At 62.7% G+C, this 24,746-nt stretch carries 18 protein-coding genes; 13 read left to right on the top strand and 5 right to left on the bottom strand.

What is annotated here, in order from left to right; genetic code table 11:
• The first annotated feature begins 95 nt into the window (after positions 1-95).
• On the top strand, positions 96-3,422 hold the full coding sequence (locus tag ACJ8HT_RS20810) for a diguanylate cyclase (RefSeq protein WP_197653270.1): 3,327 nt from the start codon (positions 96-98) through the stop codon (positions 3,420-3,422).
• Positions 3,423-3,615: 193 nt separating this feature from the next.
• Positions 3,616-3,969, top strand: a complete 354-nt coding sequence (locus tag ACJ8HT_RS20805; protein WP_049200678.1) for a DNA-binding protein — start codon at positions 3,616-3,618, stop codon at positions 3,967-3,969.
• Between the two features lie 12 nt (positions 3,970-3,981).
• Here the strand turns inward: ACJ8HT_RS20805 and alkA are convergent, their stop codons facing one another.
• Positions 3,982-5,472 (bottom strand): DNA-3-methyladenine glycosylase 2, encoded by a 1,491-nt coding sequence (alkA, locus tag ACJ8HT_RS20800; RefSeq protein ID WP_087762429.1) that lies wholly within the window; start codon positions 5,470-5,472, stop codon positions 3,982-3,984.
• A 164-nt stretch (positions 5,473-5,636) separates the two neighbouring features.
• On the opposite strand from alkA, the gene yegD reads away from it, so the two are divergent.
• Together yegD and ACJ8HT_RS20790 are read left to right on the top strand one after the other, a co-directional pair.
• Positions 5,637-6,989 carry a molecular chaperone gene (yegD, locus tag ACJ8HT_RS20795; protein WP_194572040.1) on the top strand — a complete coding sequence of 451 codons (1,353 nt, stop codon included), beginning with the start codon at positions 5,637-5,639 and terminating at the stop codon, positions 6,987-6,989.
• A 51-nt stretch (positions 6,990-7,040) separates the two neighbouring features.
• Positions 7,041-7,607: a GNAT family N-acetyltransferase gene (locus ACJ8HT_RS20790; protein ID WP_197653271.1), complete on the top strand. Its 567-nt coding sequence runs from the start codon at positions 7,041-7,043 to the stop codon at positions 7,605-7,607.
• Here the strand turns inward: ACJ8HT_RS20790 and ACJ8HT_RS20785 are convergent.
• Complete coding sequence (locus ACJ8HT_RS20785) at positions 7,604-8,221, bottom strand: pyridoxamine 5'-phosphate oxidase family protein (protein ID WP_197653272.1); 618 nt, start codon at positions 8,219-8,221, stop codon at positions 7,604-7,606. The two genes, ACJ8HT_RS20790 and ACJ8HT_RS20785, sit on opposite strands and share 4 nt — an antisense overlap.
• 68 nt (positions 8,222-8,289) lie before the next feature.
• A complete protein-coding gene (locus tag ACJ8HT_RS20780) occupies positions 8,290-9,243 on the bottom strand; it encodes an aldo/keto reductase (RefSeq protein ID WP_197653273.1) in 954 nt (317 codons plus the stop codon).
• Between the two features lie 273 nt (positions 9,244-9,516).
• On the opposite strand from ACJ8HT_RS20780, the gene ACJ8HT_RS20775 reads away from it, so the two are divergent.
• Genes ACJ8HT_RS20775 through baeR form a run of 6 tightly spaced genes read left to right on the top strand, consistent with a single transcriptional unit; the run spans position 9,517 to position 20,490 of the window.
• Positions 9,517-10,758 (top strand): MdtA/MuxA family multidrug efflux RND transporter periplasmic adaptor subunit, encoded by a 1,242-nt coding sequence (locus ACJ8HT_RS20775; RefSeq protein ID WP_197653274.1) that lies wholly within the window; start codon positions 9,517-9,519, stop codon positions 10,756-10,758.
• The gene (locus ACJ8HT_RS20770; protein WP_197653275.1) at positions 10,758-13,877 is read left to right on the top strand and encodes an MdtB/MuxB family multidrug efflux RND transporter permease subunit; all 3,120 of its coding nucleotides are present in this window, start codon (positions 10,758-10,760) and stop codon (positions 13,875-13,877) included. Before ACJ8HT_RS20775 ends, ACJ8HT_RS20770 begins: the two co-directional genes overlap by 1 nt.
• Complete coding sequence (gene mdtC, locus ACJ8HT_RS20765) at positions 13,874-16,954, top strand: multidrug efflux RND transporter permease subunit MdtC (protein WP_197653276.1); 3,081 nt, start codon at positions 13,874-13,876, stop codon at positions 16,952-16,954. Before ACJ8HT_RS20770 ends, mdtC begins: the two co-directional genes overlap by 4 nt.
• Before the next feature lie 10 nt (positions 16,955-16,964).
• The gene (locus ACJ8HT_RS20760) at positions 16,965-18,395 is read left to right on the top strand and encodes an MFS transporter (protein ID WP_197653277.1); all 1,431 of its coding nucleotides are present in this window, start codon (positions 16,965-16,967) and stop codon (positions 18,393-18,395) included.
• Positions 18,392-19,774 carry a two-component system sensor histidine kinase BaeS gene (baeS, locus tag ACJ8HT_RS20755; RefSeq protein ID WP_049202687.1) on the top strand — a complete coding sequence of 461 codons (1,383 nt, stop codon included), beginning with the start codon at positions 18,392-18,394 and terminating at the stop codon, positions 19,772-19,774. The genes ACJ8HT_RS20760 and baeS overlap by 4 nt, the downstream gene beginning before the upstream one ends.
• Entirely contained in the window at positions 19,774-20,490 is a 717-nt protein-coding gene (gene baeR / locus ACJ8HT_RS20750) for a two-component system response regulator BaeR (protein ID WP_060441150.1), read from the top strand. Before baeS ends, baeR begins: the two co-directional genes overlap by 1 nt.
• Before the next feature lie 7 nt (positions 20,491-20,497).
• Here baeR and ACJ8HT_RS20745 read toward each other — a convergent pair whose 3' ends face one another.
• Both ACJ8HT_RS20745 and ACJ8HT_RS20740 read right to left on the bottom strand, forming a co-directional pair.
• A complete protein-coding gene (locus ACJ8HT_RS20745) occupies positions 20,498-20,887 on the bottom strand; it encodes a type II toxin-antitoxin system VapC family toxin (protein ID WP_060441149.1) in 390 nt (129 codons plus the stop codon).
• Positions 20,888-20,890: 3 nt separating this feature from the next.
• Complete coding sequence (locus ACJ8HT_RS20740; protein ID WP_049204860.1) at positions 20,891-21,154, bottom strand: antitoxin; 264 nt, start codon at positions 21,152-21,154, stop codon at positions 20,891-20,893.
• A 337-nt stretch (positions 21,155-21,491) separates the two neighbouring features.
• Here ACJ8HT_RS20740 and ACJ8HT_RS20735 point away from each other — a divergent pair, with 337 nt between their 5' ends.
• From ACJ8HT_RS20735 to yegS, 3 genes are all read left to right on the top strand, one after another.
• Positions 21,492-21,830, top strand: coding sequence for a YegP family protein (locus ACJ8HT_RS20735; protein ID WP_038873760.1), 339 nt, complete (start codon positions 21,492-21,494; stop codon positions 21,828-21,830).
• Between the two features lie 178 nt (positions 21,831-22,008).
• Positions 22,009-23,361: a prephenate-dependent tRNA uridine(34) hydroxylase TrhP gene (gene trhP / locus ACJ8HT_RS20730; RefSeq protein WP_060424878.1), complete on the top strand. Its 1,353-nt coding sequence runs from the start codon at positions 22,009-22,011 to the stop codon at positions 23,359-23,361.
• A 466-nt stretch (positions 23,362-23,827) separates the two neighbouring features.
• On the top strand, positions 23,828-24,733 hold the full coding sequence (yegS, locus tag ACJ8HT_RS20725) for a lipid kinase YegS (RefSeq protein WP_194572044.1): 906 nt from the start codon (positions 23,828-23,830) through the stop codon (positions 24,731-24,733).
• Positions 24,734-24,746 lie beyond the last annotated feature (13 nt).

The following is a 24,746-nucleotide window of genomic DNA, read 5'->3' as shown; positions in this document are numbered from 1 at the left end:
TCCTCTCGCGCTGTACTACCCTTTGCCAATAAATCGTCTTAATTCATCCACGTCATGAATCCAATCACTGACAGAGGCCATCGGTAAGGGTGTCTATGGAGATCAGCGCGCCGAACACGTTCGGCACCCACAAAGGCGTCATGCTGACGCATTCCCTGTTAGTGGCGTTGGCGACGTTTCTGCTCGCCTTGCTGAGCCTGTCGCTGTCCAGCGAAGCCCGCCACTTCACGCCACTGTGGTTCCCGACCGCCGCCGCGATCGCCGTGCTGTACCGCCACGCCCCGCGCCACTGGGGCCTGCCGCTGCTGGCCAGCGGCCTCGGCATCGTGCTCGCCAGCTTCTTGCTGTTCGGCGTCAGCGCCACTCCCGTCAAGCTGGCCGCCATCAACCTGCTGGAAGCGGCGGTTTGCGCCCTGCTGCTGCGCCGCACGCTGCCGGCGAACGATCCGCTGAGCGATCTGGGCTGCTGGCTGCGCTTTGTGGTGTGCGCGGTGATCTTCACCCCGCTGTTCAGCGCGCTGCTGGCCGCCGGGCTCTCGCCCACGCCGGATCAAACGTTCTGGCAATCGTTCGGCATCTGGTTCATCTCCGAAGCGATAGGGGTGCTGTCGCTGGCACCGCTCGGCCTCACCTATCACCGCCGCACCTTGGCGGCGCTGAACCCCTACCCGCTGCTACTCACGCTGATGGGCTCCCTGGCCTTCAGCTACCTGGCGCTGACCTATCTGCCGTTCCCGTTCACCTTCGTCATCCTGCCGCTGCTGTGGGCCGCCATCGCGCTGCCGCGCTTCGAAGCCTTCGCCGTCTGTTTCTGCACCCTGCTGCTGATCACGGTGCTGATCTCGCTGGGCGTGCTGCATCTGCAGGCCTCTGCACACGTCTTCGGTGAGCTTGGCCTGTACTTACCGATGCTGCTGATCCTGATCCCGGCACACGCGATGGCGATGGTGATGCACACCTTTCGGGTGGAGAAACAGCACATCGTCGAGAGCGAAAGCCGCTTTCGCAGCGCGCTGGAGTATTCCGCCATCGGCATGGCGCTGGTGTCGCCGGAGGGCAAATGGCTGCAGGTCAATCAGGCGCTGTGTAAACTGCTAGGCTATACGCCAGAAGGGCTGCACCGCCTGACGTTCCAGGCCATCACCCACCCGGACGACCTCAACGCCGATCTCAGCCAGTTGCACGATCTGCTCGACGGCCACATCAGCAGCTACACCATGGAGAAACGCTATATCCGCAGCGACGGCCAGACCGTTTGGGCGCTGTTGGCCGTCTCGCTGGTGCGCGACGCCGAAGGGCAACCGCTGTACTTCATCTCTCAGGTCGAGGACATCAGCGGCCTCAAACACAGCGAGGCGGAGAACAACCGGCTGGTGGAGCGCATTACGCTGGCCAACCAGGTGGGCGGCGTCGGCATTTGGGAATGGGTGATGAGCCAGGAAAACTTCACCTGGGATCAGCGCATGTTCGAACTCTACGATCTCAACCCCGACCAAACGCCGACGCTGGCGCTGTGGCGCACCCTGCTGGTGCCGGAAGATCGCGAGCGCACCGATCGCGAGCTGGCTGCGCTGCTGGCCGATCCCAAGCCTTTCGTTATGGAATTTCGCATTACCACGCGCGGCGGCAAGCTGCGCCATATTCGCGGCCAGGGCAACGTGATCCTCGACGACCACGGCCAGCCACTGCGCATGATCGGCACCAATATCGACATGACCGAGCTCAAGATCCTCGCCGAGGCGCTGCACGAAGAAAAAGAGCGCCTGCACATCACCCTCGACGCCATCGGCGAAGGGGTGATCTCCACCGACAGCCACCTGCGCATCACCTTTATGAACCCGGTGGCCGAGCAGATGTGCGGCTGGCCGCTCGAGCTAGCGATCGGCATGCCGGTCGCCGGAGTGGTGCGCCTGACCAATGGCAAAGACGGCCCGGAAATCGAAAACCTCACGCAATACCCGCGGCAGTGGCCGGCGGATTACGCGCTGGTGCTGCACAGCCGCGACGGACGTTATTTCGACGTGCAGCAGTCGGTCTCACCGCTGAAAACCCTCGATGGCGAAACCATGGGCGCGGTGATGGTGCTGCAGGACGTCACCGCCTCGCGCGAACTGATGAAAAAACTCAGCTATAGCGCCTCGCACGACGCGCTAACCGGCCTGCCGAACCGCACCCGCTTCGAGAAGCAGCTGAAGGCGGCGATCGCCGCCGGCGGGGAACTATCGTCGCCGCATTCGCTGGTGTTCCTCGATCTGGATCGGTTCAAAGCGGTAAACGACACCGCCGGCCACGCGGCGGGTGATGCCTTGCTGCGGGACATCGCCCAGCTGATGCGGCACCAGCTGCGCAACAGCGACTGCCTGGCTCGGCTGGGTGGCGACGAGTTCGGTTTGATCCTGTTCGACTGCCGGCTGGAGCAGGCGAAATCGCTGATGCAGCAGGTAGTCAACCAAATCAGCCAGCATCCGTTCTACTGGGAAGGGAAAATTTATCGCGTCGGCGCCAGCGCCGGCATCACGCGCATCGGCGGCGACGCCAAAAGCAGCGAACTGCTGGCCCAGGCCGACATCGCCTGCTACACCGCCAAGCACCACGGCCGCGGCCAGGTTTATCTGTACGAAACGCGGCAAAAACAGCTGCTGGAACGGCAGCATGAATTGCTGAACCCACAGGAGGTACAGACGATCATCAGCGAGGGGCAGCTGCGGCTGCTGACCCGCGCGGTCGCGCCGCCGGCGACGCCGCTGTCGGCCGCGTTCCACCAGGTGAAACTGCAGGTGATGGCACCGGACGATCGGCCGCTGCCGCACGAGGCGTTCATCGCCGCAGCGCAGCTGTACGGCCTGATGCCGGATATCGACCGCTGGGCGGTGACGCAGCTACTGGTATCGTGCGCCGACGATATCAAGCGCAAGGGGCTGTCGCTCGCGTTGCCGCTGGCTACCGACAGCCTGCTGAACAACGACTTCCAACGCTTCCTGACGGAAACGGTGCGCGCTTCCTCGCTGCCGCCGCGGGCACTGCTGTTCAGCGTTGATGAAGCCGTAGTGCTGGAACACGCCGCGCAGTGCCGAGCGTGTCTGCGCGAACTGCAGCAGCTGGGTTGCCGACTGATCGTCAATGGCTTTGGGCATAACATCAATGCCTTCGATGAGCTGGGCGATCAGAAGATAGACATCATTCGCATCGATGAACGCTTTATCACCAACGTGCACTGCAACCAGATGGATGAGCTGATGGTCTCGATGCTCAACGGCGCGGCGCATCGGATCAAGGCGCAAACGCTCGCCGGGCCGGCCCACCAGCCGGTGACGCTGCAGGCGCTGCGCGATGTCGGCATCGATCTGGCAGACGGCGATCAGGTGGCGCTGGAGCAGCCGTTGGCGGTTCTGCTCAGCGACGGCTACTTCGGCATCCGCTAACGCCTTCCCTCGCCGGCGCCGTCTCACGGGCGGCGCCGCACCTCTCGTCTTTCACATTATGTTAACCAATACGAGATTAGTGATATAAATAACACCTGAAGCTTAAACGATTAAGTAAGATGAAGCTCCCATGCGGACATCGACGTATCCGTTGATTTTCCTCGACATGTGTATAGCTCAGGGATTAGGGACTATGGAAAAGAAATGGTTTTCCGCCAGGGAACTGATGGGGAAGGCGGGGTTGCCCTCAACCCCGCAAGGGGTCAATCTGATGGCCCGGCGCGAAGGCTGGGTCAGCCGCCGCCGTAGCGGCGTACAGGGTAAAGCGCTGGAATACCATATCGACAGCCTGCCGTTCGGCGCGCGCAGCCTGTCGGCCTTGCGCGAGGCCGACCATCCGGACTACGACATCAAACGCCAGGATCCGATTCGGGTCTGGATCGAATATTACTACCATCTGACGCCGGCCGAGCGGGAAAAGCTGCTGGCGTTCCTGATGCGCGAAGGCATGAGCCGCCTGCTGCAGCTGATCGACGCCCCGCGCTAGCCCGAATGCGCCTCACTCCTCCCCTTCCGGCGCCCAACCGTCGTTGTGCCACAGGTGCAGCGTGGCGTAAGAACGCCACGGGCGCCAACGTTCGGCATAGCGTTCGATCTGGCGCGGCGTCATGCCGGGGAAACGCTGTTTGATCAGGTAGTCGCCGGCCAGAAACACGTCCGGCCAAGACCAGGCGCGCATCGCGATATAGCTGGCGGTCCAGCTGCCGATGCCCGGCAGCGCGGTCAGCGCCTTGATGCCCTGTTCGATATCCAGCACATTGTCGAGCTGCAGCCGCCCTTCGCCCAGCGCGCGGGCGATCTCGATCAGCGCCGCCGCGCGCTTCAGCTGTACCCCGAGCGGACGCAGTGCTTCGGGCTGCAGCTGCGCCACCCGTTCGGCGCTAGGGAAAACGTGGGTGATGCCCTCGTGCGGCGCTGCCAGCGGTTCTCCCCAACGTTCGGCCATCCGTCCGGCGAAGGTTGCCGCCATTTTCACGCTGACCAATTGCCCCAGCACCGCACGCGCCGCCTGCTCGAAGCTGTTTACGCAGCCCGGCAAGCGCAGCCCCGGCGCATCGGCCGCCAGCGAACCCAGCGCCTCATTGATGCGATCCGGCGCGGCGTCCAAATCGAACAGCAAGCGTACGCGGCGCAGCACCTCCGTCGTCACCAAACTGAGCGCCGGCGCGATCTCTACCCTGACCCGGTTGCGCGCTTCTTCCGGCTGCACGCTGAGCCAGCCGCAATACTCCGTACCGCCCTGGCTGACGGCGATCGAACGCAGATAGCGGCGGCCCTCGACCCGCTCGACGCCCTGCACGGCGCGCGCCTGCAAGAAGTTCAACATGCGATCCCAGTCATAGGGCGGCCGATAGCCCAGGTGGAACACCAGGCCGCTGGCGGCGGCCCGTTCACCGCGCGCGCCGCCGCTGCGCAGCGCCGACGGAATCAGGCGATAGCGCGCCTTGAACAGCTCGTTGAAACGCCGCAGGCTGCCGAAACCGGCGGCGAACGCCACCTCGCTGAGCGGCAGATCGGTGTCCGCCAACAGGCGTTTGGCCTGCAGCAGCCGGTGCGACTGCGCGTAATCGATCGGCGAAGCGCCAAACTGCTCGGCGAAGATACGCCGCAGGTGGCGATCGGAAATGCCGAGCCGCGCCGCCAACGCTTCGCAGCTGTGTTCGGACAGATAGCCCTGCTCGATGAGCTGCACCGCCACCTGCGCATAGCGGTTGCCCAGATCGATCAGCGCCAGACCGGGCGCCAGTTCCGGCCGGCATTTAAGACAGGGGCGAAAGCCCGCCAGCTCGGCCGCCGCCGCGCTCGGATAGAAGGTGCAATTTTCCAGCTTCGGCGTGCGGGCGCTGCACACCGGGCGGCAATAAATGCCGGTGGAAGAGACGCCGACGAAAAAGCGGCCGTCGAATTTGCGGTCACGCGCGCGCAGCGCGTCGTACAACGCTTGCTGTTGGGTATTCATGGCAACGCTCGGGTTCGGTTTTTTCTGCATTATGGGGCTCGGCTGGCGCGCTGACGTGCGGAATTCGGACATTAAGTTAAGCATGCCGATGCCGCGCCCGCTAAATTTTTCAACACTCGCGCATCAGCGCATTGCCCACCGGCCCCGTCTCGGGTAAAGTCGCCCCCCTTCATTGGCATGGGGACAAAAAAGAGATGTTTATTGGATTCGACTATGGGACAGCCAACTGTTCCGTCGCGGTGATGCGCGACCACGGCCCCGAGCTGCTGACGCTGGAAAACAACGAGCCGTATCTGCCTTCAATGCTGTGCGCGCCGACCCGCGAAGCGGTGAGCGAGTGCCTGCATCGCCACTGGCAGGTGCCGACCGGCAGCGAAGAAAGCCAGCAGCTGCTGCGCCGCGCCATCAGTTACAACCGCGAAGAGGACATTCCGGTCGGCGGCGACAGCGTGCTGTTCGGCCTGCAGGCGCTGGCGCACTACATGGAAGATCCGGAAGAGGTGTACTTCGTGCGCTCGCCGAAGTCCTTCCTCGGCGCCAACGGCCTGAAGCCACAGCAGATCGCCCTGTTCGAAGACCTGGTCTGCGCCATGATGTTCCACATCAAACGCCAGGCGGAAAACGTGCTGCAGGCCGGTATCGATCAGGCGGTGATCGGCCGACCGATCAACTTCCAGGGCATCGGCGGCGAAGAGGCCAACCGGCAGGCGCAGGGCATTTTGCAGCGCGCCGCCGAACGCGCCGGTTTCAAAGAGATTGAATTCCAGTTCGAGCCGGTGGCGGCGGGGCTGGACTTCGAAGCGACGCTGAGCGAAGAGCAAACCGTGCTGGTAGTGGACATCGGCGGCGGCACCACCGACTGCTCGGTGCTGCTGATGGGGCCGCAGTGGCGCGACCGCGCCGATCGTCAGCAGAGCCTGCTGGGCCACAGCGGCTGCCGGGTCGGCGGTAACGATCTGGACATCATGCTGGCCTTCAAACAGCTGATGCCGCTGTTCGGCCTGGGCGGCGAAACCGGGAAAGGCATCGCCCTGCCGGCACTGCCTTACTGGAATGCGGTGGCGACCAACGACGTACCGGCGCAAAACGACTTCTACAGCGCCGCCAACGGCCGCGTGCTGCGCGATCTGATCCTCGACGCGGCGGAGCCGGAAAAGGTCAAACGCCTGCTGAAAGTGTACCAGCAGCGCCTGAGCTACCGGCTGGTGCGCGCGGCCGAAGAGAGTAAGATAGCCCTGTCCGGCCAAACGGCCATCAGCGCGCCGCTCAGCTTCGTGCAGGCCGATCTGGCGGAAAGCATCAGCCAGGATCAGCTCGCCGACGCCATCTCGCAGCCGTTGATGCGCATCCAGGAGCAGGTCAGCGCCGCGTTGGCCAGCAGCCAGACCGCGCCGCAGGTGATCTACCTGACCGGCGGCAGCGCGCGTTCGCCGCTGCTGCGCGCCGCGCTGCAACAGCAGCTGCCGGGCATTCCGATCGTCGGCGGCAACGACTTCGGCTCGGTCACCGCCGGGCTGGCGCGCTGGGCGCAAACGCTGTTCCGTTGACGGCCCAAGGGCGCGGCTCGCCGCGCCCTTGCTCATTGGAGGCTATGCATCATGTCCACCATCCTTACCCTCGACAGCGACAGGCTGCGGCTGCGCCCCTGGCGCGACGACGATCTGCCGGCCTTCGCCGCGCTTAACGCCGATCCGCAGGTGATGCGCTATTTCCCGGCGACGATGACGGCCGAGGAAAGCCGCGCGCAGGCCGAACGTATCCGCGCCTTTCTGCAGCAACACGGCTGGGGGCTGTGGGCGGTAGAAGTGAAAAACGGTGCGCCCTTTATCGGGTTTGTCGGGCTGGCGCGGCCGGGCGACGATCTACCTTGCTCCCCCTGCGTGGAGATTGGCTGGCGGCTGGCGGCGGCCCACTGGGGCAACGGCTACGCCGCTGAAGCGGCGCGCGCGGCGCTGGCGTGTGCCTTCGACACGCTGCAATTGCCGGAAGTGGTGTCCTTCACCGCCGAAGATAACCAGCCGTCGCGCCGGGTGATGGCGCGCATCGGCATGCACTTTGACGGCGAAACCTTCCTGCACCCGCGCCTGCCGGCGGGGCACCCGCTGCAAAAACATGTCTTGTACCGGCTGAACCGGCAAACGTGGCGCGAACGCCGCGGCGATTAATACAGCGTATCCTTCAGCCGCTGCGGCAGCGCCTGGTCGTACTCCTCACCGTCGAAGCGCGTTTGGCTCACCGCGGCCAAAATATGGCCGGGGCTGGGCAGCGCCGAACGTTCGAGGCGGCTGCCCTCTTCCCAAAGTCCCGAACGCAAGATCGCCCGGCTGCACTGGAAGAACACCGCCTCCACCCGAATGCGCAACACCGAACGCGGCAGCTGATTGCGGTGGGCGAAGCGCTGCAGCACCGCCGGCGCCACCACGATCTCCGCCCGCCCGTTAATCCGCAGCGTTTCGCCGATGCCAGGGATCAGCAGCAGCAGCGCCACCCGGTTGTCGTGCAGAATATTGCGCAGGCTATCGATACGGTTATTGCCGCGCCTATCCGGCAGCAGCAGGGTTTTCTCGTCTTCGATGTGGAGAAAACCGGCCGGATCGCCGCGCGCCGAGACATCCATGCCGTCCGGCCCGACCGTCGAGAGGGCGGCAAACGGCGCCGCCTCGATAAACGGGCGGTACGCCGGGTGGATATAGCTGACTTCTTTAAAAACCGAGGGGGCGCCGGGTTTGCCGTACAGCTGTTCCAGCGTCGCGAGGTCGTTGATGGTATCACCAGACATTGCGGTTTCCTGAATGGGCCATGTTGACCCCTTCAGCATAGAGCAAAATCGCCGCCGGGTAACGCGTCTTACCCGGCGCTGGCGTGGTTCAGCGCCTGGATGTCGTCCGCATCCAGCGTCAGGTGCGTGGCGCTGACCAACTCATCCAGCTGCGGCAACGAGGTGGCGCTGACGATCGGCGCGGTGATGCTCGGGCGCGCAATCAGCCAGGCCAGCGAGACCTGCGCCGGGGAGGTGCCATGCTTGCCGGCCACCTGATCCAGCGCCGCCAGAATGCGGAAGCCGCGCGAGTTAAGATAGCGTTCGACGATGCGATCGCCGCGCTGGCTTTTGCCCTCATCCGCTTTGCTGCGGTATTTGCCGGTCAGGAAGCCGCTGGCCAGCGCGAAGAAGTTGATCACCCCGAGACCATGGCGCTGCGCCACGCCTTCCAGCTCGGCTTCATACCCTTCGCGCGCATACAGATTGTATTCCGGCTGCAGGGTTTCGTAGCGCGCCAATCCGTTGCTTTCGCTCACCCGCAGCGCTTCTTCCAGGCGATCCGCCTGATAGTTGGAGGCGCCAATCGCCCTCACCTTGCCGGCCTTGATCAGCGCATCGAACGCCGCCAGCGTCTCTTCCAACGGCGTATCGCGGTCATCGTCGTGCGATTGGTAAAGATCGATATAATCGGTTTGCAGGCGGCGCAGCGAATCCTCCACCGCCTGCTGAATATAGCGCGGCGATAGCCCCTGTTTGCCTTCGCCCATCGGTTTGCCCACCTTGGTGGCGATGATCACCTGGTCGCGCTTGCCGCTCTTCTTGAGCCATTCGCCGATGACGGTTTCCGATTCGCCGCCCCGATTGCCCGGTGCCCAGCTGGAATAGACGTCGGCGGTGTCGATAAAGTTAAGCTGATTGTCCACCAGCGCATCCAACAGGCTGAAAGAGGTCGCTTGATCCGCCGTCCAGCCGAACACGTTGCCGCCGAAGGTCAACGCCGGCACCTGAATGCCCGAACGGCCCAGTTGTTTTTTGCTCATTGATAGAGGCTCCATGGGTTAAATAATTCGCTCGTTAATTATTAGCGCCAAATACAGAAAGTCGTTAAAACGCATTGGCTATAAGTTAAAACCCAACGCTTATAAACAGAGTAGGCAACAATCGTTAACTTATTCGGAAAATGCTGACGGTTCCTCCTTATTTCCTTCATTTTTATGCCGCTTTGGCTGGCTAAACTAGTATTCTGTAAGGAGTGTCACTTTTGTGGCAATGCGTGCCCGCACGGTTGTCCTCTGGAGAGAATTTTCGCCGCCATGAATGCAAAACCCCAACGTCGTTCCCTGATGCTGCGCCTGCTGGTTGCCGCCATCGTGGCCATTGTCGCCGTGCTGATTTGGCGTCATTTCAACGCCGCGCCGCCGGCCGCTGAAACACAGGCGGCAGCCCGCCCTGCCGGCGGTGCCAAAGGTGCGGCCGCCGGTGGCAAACGCCGCGGCAATCTGTCGCCGGTTCAGGTGGCTACGGCCACGCAGCAATCCGTGCCGAGCTATCTGATCGGGCTGGGCACCGTCACCGCCGCCAATACCGTTACCGTCACCAGCCGGGTCGACGGCCAGCTGATGACGTTACACTTCACCGAAGGGCAGCAGGTGAAAGCCGGCGATCTGCTGGCGGAAATCGACCCCCGGCCATTCCAGGTCCAGTTGACCCAGGCTCAGGGGCAGCTGGCGAAGGATCAAGCGACGCTGGCCAACGCCCGGCGCGATCTGGCCCGCTACCAGCAACTGGTGAAAACCAATCTGGTCTCTCGCCAGGAGCTGGACACGCAGGCCTCGCTGGTGCAGCAGACCGAAGGGTCCATCAAGGCCGATCAGGGCGCGGTGGACAGCGCTCAGCTGCAGCTGACCTACAGCAAAATCATCGCCCCGATCTCCGGCCGCGTGGGCCTCAAACAGGTCGATATGGGCAACTACATCACCAGCGGCTCCACCGCCATCGTGGTGATCACGCAAACGCATCCGATCGACGTGGTGTTCACGCTGCCGGAAAGCACCATCAGCGACATCATGAAGGCGCAAAAGGCCGGCCCGGTCAGCGTCGAAGCCTGGGGGCGCACCAACAAGACCCTGTTGGCGCAGGGCAATCTGCTCAGCCTGGATAACCAGATAGACACCACCACCGGCACCATCAAGCTGAAGGCGCAGTACGCCAACCAGGACGACGCGCTGTTCCCCAATCAGTTCGTCAATGCGCGGCTGAAAGTCGCCACGTTGCAAAACGCCATCGTGGTGCCGACCGCCGCCGTGCAGATGGGCTACGAAGGCAACTTCGTCTGGACGATGGACGATGAGAATAAAGTCAGCAAACGCCTGGTCACCGTCGGCATTGAAGACAGCCAGAACGTGGTCATCGCCAGCGGCCTGAACGCCGGGCAACGCGTGGTGACTGACGGCATCGACCAACTGACGGAGGGCATGAAGGTTGAGGTGGTGACGCCGCAAACCAAAGCGGCCGGCGGCAACGCCGCACCGCACGCCAAGCGGGAGAAAGCCTGATGCAGGTGATGACGCCGACCCCCGGCGGCGGCCCGTCCCGCCTGTTTATTCTGCGCCCGGTCGCCACCACGCTGCTGATGGTGGCGATCCTGCTGGCGGGGATCATCGGCTACCGCGCGCTGCCGGTTTCCGCCTTGCCGGAAGTGGACTACCCGACCATTCAGGTGGTGACGCTGTACCCCGGCGCCAGCCCGGACGTGGTGACCTCTGCCATCACCGCGCCGCTGGAGCGCCAGTTCGGCCAGATGTCCGGCCTCAAACAGATGCTGTCACAGAACTCCGGCGGCGCCTCGGTGATCACCCTGCAGTTCCAGCTGGCGCTGTCGCTGGATATTGCCGAGCAGGAGGTGCAGGCGGCGATCAACTCCGCCACCAACCTGCTGCCGACCGATCTGCCCTATCCGCCAATCTACAGCAAGGTTAACCCCGCCGATCCGCCGATCCTGACGCTGGCCGTCACCTCCACCGCCATGCCGATGACGCAGGTGGAAGACATGGTGGAAACCCGCGTGGCGCAAAAAATTTCCCAGGTGACCGGCGTCGGTCTGGTCACCCTTTCCGGCGGCCAGCGCCCGGCGGTACGCGTGAAGCTCAACGCGCCGGCCATGGCGGCCAACGGGCTCGACAGCGAAACCGTGCGCACCGCCATCACGGCCGCCAACGTCAACTCAGCCAAAGGCAGCCTGGACGGCCCGACCCGCTCGGTCACCCTGTCCGCTAACGATCAGATGAAGTCCGCCGATGAGTACCGGCGGCTGATCGTCGCCTACAAAAACGGCGCGCCGATCCGCCTGCAGGACATCGCCACCGTCGAACAGGGTGCGGAAAACACCCGGCTGGCGGCCTGGGCCAACAAGCAGCCGGCGATCGTGCTGAACATTCAGCGCCAGCCCGGCGTCAACGTCATCACCACCGCCGACAGCATTCGCGAAATGCTGCCGACGCTGATTAAAAGCCTGCCCAAGTCGGTCGACGTCAAAGTGCTGACCGATCGCACCACCACCATTCGCGCCTCGGTCAGCGACGTGCAGTTCGAGCTGCTGCTGGCGATCGCGCTGGTGGTGATGGTGATTTACGTGTTCCTGCGCAACGTGCCGGCAACCATTATCCCCAGCGTGGCGGTGCCGCTGTCGCTGGTCGGCACCTTCGCCGCCATGTACTTCCTCGGTTTCTCCATCAACAACCTGACGCTGATGGCGCTGACCATCGCCACCGGCTTCGTGGTGGACGACGCCATCGTGGTGATCGAGAACATCTCGCGCTACATCGAGAAAGGCGAAAAACCGCTCGACGCCGCGCTGAAAGGGGCCGGCGAAATCGGCTTCACCATCATCTCGCTGACCTTCTCGCTGGTGGCGGTGCTGATCCCGCTGCTGTTCATGGGCGACATCGTCGGCCGCCTGTTCCGCGAGTTCGCCGTGACGCTGGCGGTGGCGATTCTGATCTCCGCCGTGGTGTCGCTGACGCTGACGCCGATGATGTGCGCCCGCTTGTTGAGCCATGAGTCGCTGCGCAAGCAGAACCGTTTCTCCGCTGCCTCGGAACGTTTCTTCGAACGCGTGATCGCCGGCTACGGCCGCTGGCTGAAAGTCGTACTCGCCCACCAGTGGCTGACGCTGTGCGTGGCGTTGAGCACCCTGGCCGTCACCGTGCTGCTCTACCTGTTCATCCCCAAAGGCTTCTTCCCGATTCAGGACAACGGCCTGATCCAGGGCACGCTGGAAGCGCCGCAGTCGGTGTCGTTCAGCAAAATGGCGGTGTTGCAACAACAGGTCGCCGCGCAGGTGCTGCAAGATCCGGCAGTAGAGAGCCTGACCTCGTTTATCGGCGTCGACGGCACCAACGCCGCCCTCAACAGCGGCCGGCTGCAGATCAACCTGAAGCCGCTGAGCGAACGCAGCGACAGCCTGCAGACCATCATCGACCGGATGCAGGAGAAGGCGGCAGCGCTGCCCGGCCTGAAGCTCTATCTGCAACCGGTGCAGGATCTGACCATCGACACCCAGGTCAGCCGCACGCAGTACCAGTTCACCCTGCAGGCGATGTCCCTTGAGCAGCTCAGCCAATGGGTGCCGCAGCTGATCGACGAACTGCGGCAGACGCCCGAGCTGCAGGACGTCAGCAGCGACTGGCAGGATCAGGGGCTGGAGGCCTATATCAACGTCGATCGCGACTCGGCGTCGCGCCTCGGCATCCAGATGAGCGACGTGGACAGCGCGCTGTACAACGCCTTCGGCCAGCGCCTGATCTCCACCATCTACACCCAGGCCAACCAGTACCGCGTGGTACTGGAGCATGACGTGCAGGCGACGCCGGGGCTGGCGGCGCTGAACGATATCCGCCTCACCAGCAGTACCGGCGCCGTGGTGCCGCTGAATACCCTCGCCAAAATCGAACAGCGCAACGGGCCGCTGGCGATCAACCACCTCGATCAGTTCCCGGCGACCACCGTCTCCTTCAACGTGGCGGAGGGCTACTCGCTGGAAGAAGCGGTCAACGCCATTACCCAGGTCGAGAAGACTCTGGCGATGCCGAAAGACATCACCACCAAGTTCCAGGGCGCGACCCTGGCCTTCCAGGCGGCGCTCGGCAGCACGCTGTGGCTGATCCTGGCGGCGGTGGTGGCGATGTATATCGTGCTGGGCGTGCTGTATGAAAGCTTCATCCATCCGGTCACCATCCTCTCCACCCTGCCGACCGCCGGGGTCGGCGCGCTGCTGGCGCTGATGCTGGCGGGCAGCGAGCTGGACGTGATCGCCATCATCGGTATTATCCTGCTGATCGGCATCGTGAAGAAAAACGCCATCATGATGATCGACTTCGCCCTGGCCGCCGAACGCGAGCAGGGCATGAAGCCCTATGACGCCATCTATCAGGCCTGCCTGCTGCGTTTTAGGCCGATCCTGATGACCACGCTCGCCGCCCTACTCGGCGCGCTGCCGCTGATGCTCAGCACCGGCGTCGGCGCGGAGCTGCGCCGGCCGCTCGGCATCTGCATGGTCGGCGGCCTGATCATGAGCCAGATCCTGACGCTGTTCACCACCCCGGTGATTTACCTGCTGTTTGATAAACTGGCGCGCAACACCCACGCCAAAGAAGAAGCGCGGGAGACACCGTGAAATTCTTCTCGCTGTTTATCTTCCGGCCGGTGGCCACCACCCTGCTGACGCTGGCTATCGCGCTGGCGGGCGCGCTGGGCTTCAGCCTGCTGCCCGTCGCGCCGCTGCCGCAGGTGGACTACCCGGTGATCTCCGTCACCGCAACCTTGCCGGGCGCCGATCCGGAAACCATGGCGACCTCGGTCGCCACCCCACTGGAGCGCGCACTCAGCCGCATCGCCGGGGTTAACGAAATGACCTCGATGAGCTCGCTCGGCAGCACCCGCGTAATCCTGCAGTTCGATCTCAGCCGCGACATCAACGGCGCGGCGCGCGACGTGCAGGCGGCGATCAACGCCGCGCAAAGCCTGCTGCCCTCCGGCATGCCGAGCCGCCCAACCTATCGGCAGATGAACCCGTCGGACGCGCCGATCATGATCCTGACGCTCACCTCAGACACCTACAGCCAGGGGCAACTTTACGACTTCGCCTCCACCCAGCTGGCGCAGAAAATCGCCCAGACCGAGGGCGTCGGCGACGTCACCGTCGGCGGCAGCTCGCTGCCTGCGGTGCGGGTGGAGCTGAATCCTTCCGCGCTGTTTAACCAGGGCGTATCGCTGGACAGCGTGCGCCAGGCCATCAGCAACGCCAACCTGCGCACGCCGCTCGGCTCGGCCGAAAGCCAGGACAAGCGCTGGCAGATCCAGAGCAACGACCAGATCAAGAAGGCCGAGGGCTACAAGCCGCTGATCGTGCATTACAACAACGGCTCCGCCGTCCGGCTGAGCGACGTCGCCAACGTCATCGACTCGGTGCAGGACGTGCGCAACGCCGGGATGACCAACGCCCAACCGGCGATCCTGCTGGTGGTCAGCCGCTCGCCGGACGCCAACATCATCGCCACCGTCGATCGCATCCGCGCCGAGCTGCCCGATCTGCAGGCCAGCATTCCGGCCTCGATCAAGCTGAACATCGCGCAGGATCGCTCGCCGACCATTCGCGCCTCGCTGGCGGAAGTGGAGCAATCGCTGGTCATCGCCATCGCGCTGGTGATCCTGGTGGTGTTCGCCTTCCTGCGCTCCGGCCGCGCCACGCTGATCCCCGCCGTCGCGGTGCCGGTGTCGTTGATCGGCACCTTCGCCGCCATGTATCTGTGCGGTTTCAGCCTCAACAACCTGTCGTTGATGGCGCTGACCATCGCCACCGGCTTCGTGGTGGACGACGCCATCGTGGTGCTGGAAAACATTTCCCGCCACGTGGAAGCCGGTATCAAGCCGCTGCAGGCGGCGCTGCAAGGGATACGCGAGGTCGGTTTTACCGTGCTTTCGATGAGCATGTCGCTGGTGGCGGTATTCATTCCGCTGCTGCTGATGGAGGGGCTGCCGGGGCGCCTGTTCCGCGAGTTCGCCGTTACCCTGTCGGTGTCTATCGGGCTGTCGCTCATCATCTCGCTGACGCTCACGCCGATGATGTGCGCCTACCTGCTGCGCCCGCAAACGGAACGCGCGCAGCAGCGCGTGCGCGGCTTCGGCAAGCTGCTGCTGAAACTGCAGCAGGGCTACGGCCGCTCGCTGCACTGGGTGCTCGACCATGCCCGCTGGGTGCTGGCGATCCTGCTGGCGACGGTGGCGCTCAACGTCTGGCTGTATATCAGCATCCCGAAAACCTTCTTCCCGGAACAGGATACCGGCCGTCTGATGGGCTCCATTCAGGCCGATCAGAGCATTTCGTTCCAGGCGATGCGCCAAAAACTGCAGGATTTCATGACCATCGTGCGCGACGATCCGGCAGTGGATAACGTCACCGGCTTTACCGGCGGTTCGCGCACCAACAGCGGCTCGATGTTCATCTCGCTCAAACCGCTGTCCGAACGTAAGGACAGCGCGCAACAGGTGATCGCCCGCCTGCGCACCAAGCTGGCCAAAGAGCCCGGCGCCAGTCTGTTCCTGATGGCGGTGCAGGATATCCGCGTCGGCGGCCGGCAGGCCAACGCCAGCTACCAGTACACGCTGCTGTCGGACGATTTGAGCGCCCTGCGCACCTGGGAGCCGAAAATCCGCACCGCGCTGGCCGCCCTGCCGGAGCTGGCGGACGTCAACTCGGATCAGCAGGATAAAGGCTCGGAGATGGATCTGATTTACGATCGCGACACCATGTCGCGCCTCGGCATCTCGGTGTCCGACGCCAACAACCTGTTGAACAACGCCTTCGGCCAACGGCAGATCTCGACCATCTATCAGCCGCTCAACCAATACAAGGTGGTGATGGAAGTGGCGCCACCCTACACCCAGGACGTGAGTTCGCTGGACAAAATGTTCATCATCAACAGCGAAGGCAAGGCGATACCGCTCTCCTACTTCGCGCACTGGCAGCCGGCCAATACGCCGCTGGCGGTCAACCACCAGGGGCTGTCCGCCGCCTCCACCATCTCGTTCAACCTGCCGCTCGGGGCCAGCCTGGGCGACGCCACCGACGCCGTCACCCGCGCCATGACCCAGCTCGGCGTACCGCCTACGGTGCGCGGCGCCTTCGCCGGCACCGCCCAAGTGTTCCAGGACACCCTGAAATCGCAGGTGATCCTGATCCTGGCGGCGATCGCCACGGTGTACATCGTGCTCGGCGTGCTGTACGAGAGCTATATCCATCCGCTGACCATCCTCTCCACGCTGCCTTCCGCCGGCGTGGGCGCGCTGCTGGCGCTCGAGCTGTTCGGCGCGCCGTTCAGCCTGATTGCGCTGATCGGCATCATGCTGCTGATCGGCATCGTGAAGAAAAACGCTATCATGATGGTCGACTTCGCGCTCGAGGCGCAGCGCAACGGCGGCATCAGCGCCCGAGAGGCGATTTTCCAGGCCAGCCTGCTGCGTTTCCGGCCGATCATGATGACCACGCTGGCGGCGCTGTTCGGCGCGCTGCCGCTGGTGCTGGCCAGCGGCGACGGCGCGGAGCTGCGCCAGCCGCTCGGCATCACCATCGCCGGCGGCCTGGTGATGAGCCAGTTGCTGACGCTGTACACCACGCCGGTGGTCTATCTTTACTTCGACCGGCTGCAGGCGAAGTTCCGCCGCAACAAGCAACTGGCCCCGCTGCCACACTAATGGCCGACCGATGCTGATGAAACACGCCGCCACGGTACGCTGGCAACTCTGGATAGTGGCATTCGGCTTCTTTATGCAGACGCTGGATACCACTATCGTCAACACCGCCCTGCCCTCGATGGCCGCCAGTCTGGGGGAGAACCCGCTGCGCATGCAGTCGGTGATCGTCTCCTATGTGCTGACGGTGGCGGTAACGCTGCCGGCCAGCGGCTGGCTGGCGGACAAGGTCGGCGTACAGCGGGTGTTTTTCAGCGCTATCGTGCTGTTCACACTCGGCTCCATTCTCTGCGCCCGCTCGGAAACCCTGAACGAACTAATCGCCTCGCGCGTGATTCAGGGCATCGGCGGCGCGATGATGGTGCCGGTCGGCCGCCTGACGGTGATGAAGATCGTGCCGCGCGAGCAGTACATGGCGGCGATGACCTTCGTGACGCTGCCGGGCCAGATCGGCCCGCTGATGGGGCCGGCGCTGGGCGGCTTTCTGGTGCAATACGCCAGCTGGCACTGGATTTTCCTGATCAATATTCCGGTAGGCATCGTGGGCGCCATCGCCACGCTGCTGCTGATGCCCAACTACCAAATGCAAACCCGACGCTTCGACCTCAGCGGCTTTATCCTGCTGGCGATCGGCATGGCGTCGCTGACGCTGGCGCTCGACGGCCACAAGGGCATGGGGCTCTCCGGCAGCGCCATCGCCGGCCTGGTGGCGCTGGGCGTAGCGGCGCTGTTGGGGTATGTTTGGCATGCCTACGGCAATAGCCGCGCCCTGTTCTCGCTGCGGCTGCTGCGCACCCCGACTTACAAGATCGGGCTGCTGGCCAGCCTGCTGGGGCGCATCGGCAGCGGCATGCTGCCGTTCATGACGCCGCTGTTCCTGCAGGTGGGCATGGGTTTCACGCCGTTCCACGCCGGGCTGATGATGATCCCGATGATCATCGGCAGCATGGGCATGAAACGCATCGTGGTGCAGGTGGTCAACCGCTTCGGCTACCGCAACGTGCTGGTGGCCGCCACGCTGCTGCTGTCGCTGGTCAGCCTGAGCTTCCTGTTGGCGGCGATGCTCGGCTGGCTGTGGCTGCTGCCGGTGGTACTGTTCTTCCAGGGGATGGTCAACTCGCTGCGCTTCTCGGCGATGAACACCCTGACGCTGAAAGATCTGCCGGATCGGCTGGCCAGCAGCGGCAATAGCCTGTTGTCGATGGTCATGCAGCTGTCGATGAGCCTTGGCGTCAGCGTCGCCGGCATCTTGATCGGCAGCTTCGCCCATCACCAGGTGGTGGCCGACAGCCCGGCTATCCACAGCGCATTTATTTACAGCTACTGCTGTATGGCGTTGATTATCGCTCTGCCCGCGCTGGCCTTCGCGCGCGTGCCGGCCGATAGCACGCCCAACCGCACGCTGACCAAAGAGCCGGGTACCGGTTCAACGAGGTTGCAATGAAGATAGGCATTACCGGGAAACTGTTCCTGGCCATTTTCGCCACCTGCATGCTGGTGCTGATCACCATGCATTGGGGGGTGCGCGTCAGCTTTGAACGCGGCTTTATCGACTACATCAAGCACAGCAACGAGCAGCGCATCAATATGCTGAGCGAAGCGCTGGAGGAACAGTACAGCCACCACGGCAACTGGGTGTTCCTGCGCAACAACGATCAGGTGATCTACCAGATCATGCGCTCGTTCGAACAGAACAGCGACAGCAGCCACAACCTGCCGCCCAAGGGCTGGCGCACCCAGTTTTGGGTGGTGGACAGCCAGTTCAATCGCCTGGTTGGCCACTCCGGGCCGGTACCGAAAGAGGGCCCGCGCCACCCGATCCGCTACAACAACGAGATCGTCGGCTGGGTGATCACCACCCCGGTCGAGCGCCTGACGCGCAACACCGACATCAACTTCGATCGCCAGCAGCGGCGCACCAGCTGGATCATCGTCGCGCTCTCTACCCTGCTGGCGGCGGCGGTGACCTGGCTGCTGTCGCGCGGCATGCTAGCCCCGGTCAAGCGCCTGGTGGCGGGCACCCATCGCCTGGCGGCGGGCGATTTCACCACCCGCGTGGCGGTCAGCAGCCAGGATGAACTGGGCCGGCTGGCGCACGACTTCAACCAGTTGGCCACCTCGCTGGAGAAAAACGAACAGATGCGCCGCGCTTTTATGGCCGACGTCTCGCACGAGCTGCGCACGCCGCTGGCGGTGCTGCGCGGCGAGCTGGAGGCGCTGCAGGACGGCGTGCGGCAGCCGACGCCGGCGTCGCTCAGTTCGCTGCAGGCCGAGGTGTCTACCCTGACCAAACTGGTCGACGATCTGCACCAGCTGTCGCTCTCCGATCTTGGCGCGCTGGCCTATCGCAAATCGTCGGTGGACTGCGTGCACCTGCTGCAGATCGCCGTCGCCGCCTTCCGCGAACGCTTCCGCGCCAAAGGACTGGAGATCGTCACCCATCTGCCGGCCCAGGCGCCGCTGTTCGGCGATCCCGACCGTTTGAACCAGTTGTTCAATAACCTGCTGGAAAACAGCCTGCGCTACACCGACGCCGGTGGCCGATTGGAAATCAGCGCCGAGCTGCAGCCGGGGCGGCTGTTCCTCTACTGGCAGGACAGCGCGCCGGGCATCAGCGATCAGCAGCTGACGCGCATTTTCGAACGTTTCTACCGGGCGGAAGGTTCACGCAACCGTGCCAGCGGCGGTTCCGGGCTGGGGCTGGCGATCTGCCACAACATCGTGGAAGCCCACGACGGGAAAATCCGCGCCGAGCATTCGCCTTTAGGCGGCGTGCGCATTACAGTAGAATTTGCTACCCCGATAAAAAATAAGGCGCCCTGATGGACATCCAGAATCACCCCGTGCAGATCATGATTGTTGAAGATGAGCCCAAGCTGGGCCAGCTGCTGGTGGACTATCTGCAGGCGGCGGGTTACGCCACCCGCTGGCTGACCAACGGCAACGAAGTGGTGCCGACCGTGCACCAGCATCCGCCGGCGCTGATTTTGCTCGACCTGATGTTGCCGGGCGCCGACGGCCTGACGGTGTGCCGCGAGCTGCGCCGCTTCAGCGACGTGCCTATCGTGATGGTGACGGCGAAAATCGAAGAGATCGATCGCCTGCTGGGGCTGGAGATCGGCGCCGACGATTACATCTGCAAACCCTACAGCCCGCGCGAAGTGGTGGCGCGGGTGAAAACCATTCTGCGCCGCAGCTATCGGCCGCAGGAGAGCGCGCGGGAAGATGACCTGCTGCACATCGATGAGCCGCGTTTCCAGGCCAGCTATCAGGGGCAGTTGCTGGATCTGACGCCGGCGGAATTCCGCCTGCTGAAAACGCTGGCCAGCCAGCCGGGCAACGTGTTTTCACGCGAGCAGCTGCTGAACAACCTGTATGACGACTATCGGGTGGTCACCGATCGCACCATCGACAGCCACATCAAAAACCTGCGCCGCAAGCTGGAACTGATCGACGGGGAAAAATCCTTTATTCGCTCGGTATACGGCGTGGGCTACCGCTGGGAAGCCGAGCCCTGCCGGCTGGTGAATGGGGTTTAGGGGGAAATCAGCGCGTCCAGTCTTCAACCGCCAACCCGGGCACCATGGCGAATGCGCGATCGTTGGTCACCAGCGTCGCGCCACGGCTCTGCGCGTGAGCGGCGATCAGTTGATCCAGCGCGCCCATGATTTTTCCCTTTCTCTCCATGTTCGCGCGCATTTCACCGTAGCAGCGGGCGGCCTCGCTATCCCATGCATAGACCGTCACTGCGGCAAGAAAGGCCTCGACACTGCTTTGCAACGCCTTGTTCCGCCGCTTAGCGACACCGTAAAGCAGTTCCGCCTCCGTGACGCTGGAAATGCACACGGCAGAAGGCGGCAGCTTTTCCATGATGCTTAGCACCTGCGGATGCTGCCGAAACAGGTGGCTGACGGTATTGGTATCAAACATGTACATCGCCTACTCTTCCTCTGAGAAAGGATCGCGCTCTGCAACCCCTTGCTGACGATCTTCCGCGCCAAGAAACTCTTGCGGCACTGGCGTTTGGGCGATAATGCTCAGCAGCGGTGCCCAGCTGTCCGGCTTTGCCGGATATTTGGATAAAATCACGTTTCCCTCCCGATCGCGACGGATATACACACGATCCGTATCAAATTCAAATTCCACCGGTAACCTCACCGCCTGATTTCTACCGTTTTTAAACAGCTTTGCGATTCTTTCCATCTCAACACTCCACAGCAGGCATAGGCCAAAGCATATGCCTGCAGCGCGTCGATGCCAAGATCTATCGCTCACTTTTCACTCACCTTTACGTAGCGGGCAAACGGTAACGCGCAATGCTGCTCGATGAAACCACGTAATTGTCATTATGCGGCGCGCTGCGCAATCACCGCGCCTTCCCTTAGCTTCCCGTGCGGCGGCGTGATTTTCGGATGAAAACTCCGCGCCGGCGCAAGAAAGCTGCGCATTTTTTAGACTAATCTGCTGTGAGGTTTAGCCGCCGATTTTCAAGCGATTGGCTACACTTACATCACGAATCGGAACCTACAGGAGAAGAACCATGGCAATCGGTCATTACGAGCTGAAAAAAGCAAAGAACGGACAGTACCACTTCAACCTGAAAGCCAGTAACGGCGAGATCATTCTGGCCAGCGAGATGTATGCCAGCAAAGCGTCGGCGGAGAACGGCATCGCCTCGGTGCAGACCAATGCGCCGCACGAAGCGCAGTTTGAACTGAAGCACAGCACCAGCAATCAGCCCTATTTTGTGCTGAAGGCCAAGAACCATCAGGTGATCGGCGTCAGCGAAATGTACAGCTCCGAAAGCGCAGCCAAAAACGGTATCCAGTCGGTGATGAAAAACGGCCCAACCACCGATATCCGCGATTTGAGTGCCTGATCCCCCGTGTCGCCCGCGCGGTGGCCGCCATCGCGCGTTTTCCGTTTGACCGGGATCAATCTCCCTTGAATAAATCCGGTTAACTGCTGATTTCTTGCCGCGCTGCGGCTACAATCCCCCGCTTTTACTGCGCCATCAGGTGGCGCGGTGCTGACCTGAAATCAGACCGAGACACACTATGTTTACACCGGAACTTCTCTCCCCGGCCGGAACGCTGAAAAACATGCGTTACGCCTTCGCCTATGGCGCCGATGCGGTTTACGCCGGCCAGCCGCGCTACAGCCTGCGGGTGCGCAACAACGAGTTCAACCACGAGAATCTGGCGCAGGGCATCAACGAAGCCCATGCGCTGGGCAAAAAATTCTACGTGGTGGTGAACATCGCCCCGCACAACGCCAAGTTGAAAACCTTCCTGCGCGATCTGAAGCCGGTTATCGATATGGGCCCGGATGCGCTGATCATGTCCGATCCCGGCCTTATCATGATGGTGCGCGAAGCCTTCCCGCAGATGGACATCCACCTGTCGGTGCAGGCCAACGCCGTTAACTGGGCGACGGTGAAGTTCTGGAAACAAATGGGCCTGACCCGCGTGATCCTCTCGCGCGAGCTGTCGCTGGAAGAGATCGCTGAGATCCGCGCCGAAGTGCCGGACATGGAGCTGGAAATCTTCGTCCACGGCGCGCTGTGCATGGCCTACTCCGGCCGCTGCCTGCTGTCCGGCTATATCAACAAGCGCGATCCTAACCAGGGCACCTGCACCAACGCCTGCCGCTGGCAGTATAAGGCTGAAGAAGGCAAAGAGGACGACACCGGCAATATCGTGCACCTGCACGAGCCGATCCCGGTGCAAACCGTCGAGCCGACGCTGGGCATCGGCGCGCCGACCGACAAGGTGTTCATGCTGTCTGAAGCGCAAAAACCAGGCGAATATATGAGCGCTTTCGAAGACGAGCACGGCACCTATATCATGAACTCCAAGGATCTGCGCGCCATCCAGCACGTGGAGCGTCTGACGCAGCTCGGCGTGCACTCGCTGAAGATCGAAGGCCGCACCAAGTCCTTCTACTACTGCGCCCGCACCGCCCAGGTCTACCGCCGCGCCATCGACGACGCGGCCGCCGGCAAACCCTTCGATCCGACCCTGCTTACCACGCTGGAAGGCCTGGCGCACCGCGGCTACACCGAAGGCTTCCTGCGCCGCCACGTGCACGAAGCGCAACAGAATTACGACTACGGCTCCTCGCTCTCTGAGCGCCAGCAGTTCGTCGGCGAATTCACCGGCGTGCGCCGCGATGGCTGGGCGGAGGTCGACGTGAAGAATAAGTTCTCACTCGGCGACAGCGTCGAGATGATGACGCCGGGCGGCAACGTGGTCTTCACCCTCGAAAGCATGCAAAATAAGAAAGGCGAACCGATTGAGGTGGCGCCGGGCAACGGCCATATCGTTTATTTACCGATCCCGCAGGATATCGATCTCAATTATGCTTTGCTGATCCGCAATTTGGCGGAAGAAAATAGCGCCGGCGCATAAAAACAAATCGCCGTCATTCGGCGGCGATTTTTAGCAAATATTAGAATTGGATCACATCAATGTGCGTGCAGCTTGGTTACTATCACGCTGCTTAAAACGAACAACGAAAATATTTGCATAGCAATACTAGGAACCACCTCCTTAGCCGGCCCAATCTCCCTTGGGCTGGCTTTTTCTTTATGGGCTCGCCTATTTTTTTCGCTACGCCTATTTCCACAACTTATTCCCGTTATCCGTTTTAATAATAATAATCACGCCGCTTCGATATATAAATAACACTACAGCGATTAATCCTCTCGTCTTTAAAACCTGGCTTATTTCCGCGTAAAATTCAGATAAATTCGCCTTGCTTCATATTCACTGAACGCCGGGGAATAACCAGAATTAGCTGAATATTCTGATGGCCTGGTGGCGGCAGCTGGTTTATCTTGAGGCATTCTTGGTTTTCCGCCGGAGGAGATCGGCAATGCCTCAACACTCACATGCGCCTGCCCTGCTTATTCTCAACGGCAAAGGCGCCGGTAACGAAGAGCTGCGTCAGGCGGTCAAACGCCTGCGCGAAGAACGCATCACGCTGCACGTGCGCGTCACCTGGGAACACGGCGACGCCGCGCGCTACGTCGCGGAAGCCGCGCAGCTCGGCGTCGGCACCGTCGTCGCCGGCGGCGGTGACGGCACCATCAACGAAGTGGCCGCCGCGCTGGTGCAACTGCCGGCGCACAACCGACCGGTGCTGGGCATCCTGCCGCTCGGCACCGCCAACGATTTCGCCATGGCCTGCAATATTCCCCCGTCGCCGGAACAGGCGCTGCAGCTGGCAATCAAGGGCCGCTCGGTGCCGATCGATCTGGCCAAGGTCAACGGCGAGCGCTACTTCATCAACATGGCCACCGGCGGCTTCGGCACCCGCATCACCACCGAAACGCCGGAGAAACTGAAGGCGGCGTTGGGCGGCGTGTCCTACTTCGTGCACGGCTTGCTGCGCATGGATACGCTGCAGGCCGACCGCTGTGAAATTCGCGGGCCGGACTTCCGTTGGGCCGGCGAGGCGCTGGTGATCGGCATCGGCAACGGCAAACAGGCCGGCGGCGGCCAGGAGCTGTGCCCCAGCGCGCTGATCAACGACGGCCTGCTGCAGCTGCGCCTGCTGATCGCCGATGAACTGCTACCGGCGCTGGTCGCCGCCCTGTTCAACGACGAAGAGAGCAACAGCATCCTCAGCGCAGCGCTGCCGTGGCTCGAGATCGACGCGCCGCATGAGATGACTTTCAACCTCGACGGCGAGCCGCTCAAAGGCCGTCATTTCCGCATCGAAGTGTTGCCACAGGCCATCGAATGCCGCCTGCCGCCTAACTGCGCCCTGCTGGGCTGACCTTGTCGGGCGC

This window comes from Serratia sp. CY44782 (genome assembly GCF_052168715.1).
GTDB lineage: Bacteria > Pseudomonadota > Gammaproteobacteria > Enterobacterales > Enterobacteriaceae > Serratia > Serratia nevei.
The sequence above is the reverse complement of the archived record's forward strand: the minus strand, read 5'-3'. Positions and strand labels throughout refer to the sequence as shown.

Coding starts and splice junctions, on each gene's coding strand:
- ACJ8HT_RS20810 (WP_197653270.1), top strand. CDS start 96: ATGGAGATCAGCGCGCCGAACACGTTCGGCACCCACAAAGGCGTCATG.
- ACJ8HT_RS20805 (WP_049200678.1), top strand. CDS start 3,616: ATGGAAAAGAAATGGTTTTCCGCCAGGGAACTGATGGGGAAGGCGGGG.
- alkA (WP_087762429.1), bottom strand. CDS start 5,472: ATGCAGAAAAAACCGAACCCGAGCGTTGCCATGAATACCCAACAGCAA.
- yegD (WP_194572040.1), top strand. CDS start 5,637: ATGTTTATTGGATTCGACTATGGGACAGCCAACTGTTCCGTCGCGGTG.
- ACJ8HT_RS20790 (WP_197653271.1), top strand. CDS start 7,041: ATGTCCACCATCCTTACCCTCGACAGCGACAGGCTGCGGCTGCGCCCC.
- ACJ8HT_RS20785 (WP_197653272.1), bottom strand. CDS start 8,221: ATGTCTGGTGATACCATCAACGACCTCGCGACGCTGGAACAGCTGTAC.
- ACJ8HT_RS20780 (WP_197653273.1), bottom strand. CDS start 9,243: ATGAGCAAAAAACAACTGGGCCGTTCGGGCATTCAGGTGCCGGCGTTG.
- ACJ8HT_RS20775 (WP_197653274.1), top strand. CDS start 9,517: ATGAATGCAAAACCCCAACGTCGTTCCCTGATGCTGCGCCTGCTGGTT.
- ACJ8HT_RS20770 (WP_197653275.1), top strand. CDS start 10,758: ATGCAGGTGATGACGCCGACCCCCGGCGGCGGCCCGTCCCGCCTGTTT.
- ACJ8HT_RS20760 (WP_197653277.1), top strand. CDS start 16,965: ATGCTGATGAAACACGCCGCCACGGTACGCTGGCAACTCTGGATAGTG.
- baeS (WP_049202687.1), top strand. CDS start 18,392: ATGAAGATAGGCATTACCGGGAAACTGTTCCTGGCCATTTTCGCCACC.
- baeR (WP_060441150.1), top strand. CDS start 19,774: ATGGACATCCAGAATCACCCCGTGCAGATCATGATTGTTGAAGATGAG.
- ACJ8HT_RS20745 (WP_060441149.1), bottom strand. CDS start 20,887: ATGTACATGTTTGATACCAATACCGTCAGCCACCTGTTTCGGCAGCAT.
- ACJ8HT_RS20740 (WP_049204860.1), bottom strand. CDS start 21,154: ATGGAAAGAATCGCAAAGCTGTTTAAAAACGGTAGAAATCAGGCGGTG.
- ACJ8HT_RS20735 (WP_038873760.1), top strand. CDS start 21,492: ATGGCAATCGGTCATTACGAGCTGAAAAAAGCAAAGAACGGACAGTAC.
- trhP (WP_060424878.1), top strand. CDS start 22,009: ATGTTTACACCGGAACTTCTCTCCCCGGCCGGAACGCTGAAAAACATG.
- yegS (WP_194572044.1), top strand. CDS start 23,828: ATGCCTCAACACTCACATGCGCCTGCCCTGCTTATTCTCAACGGCAAA.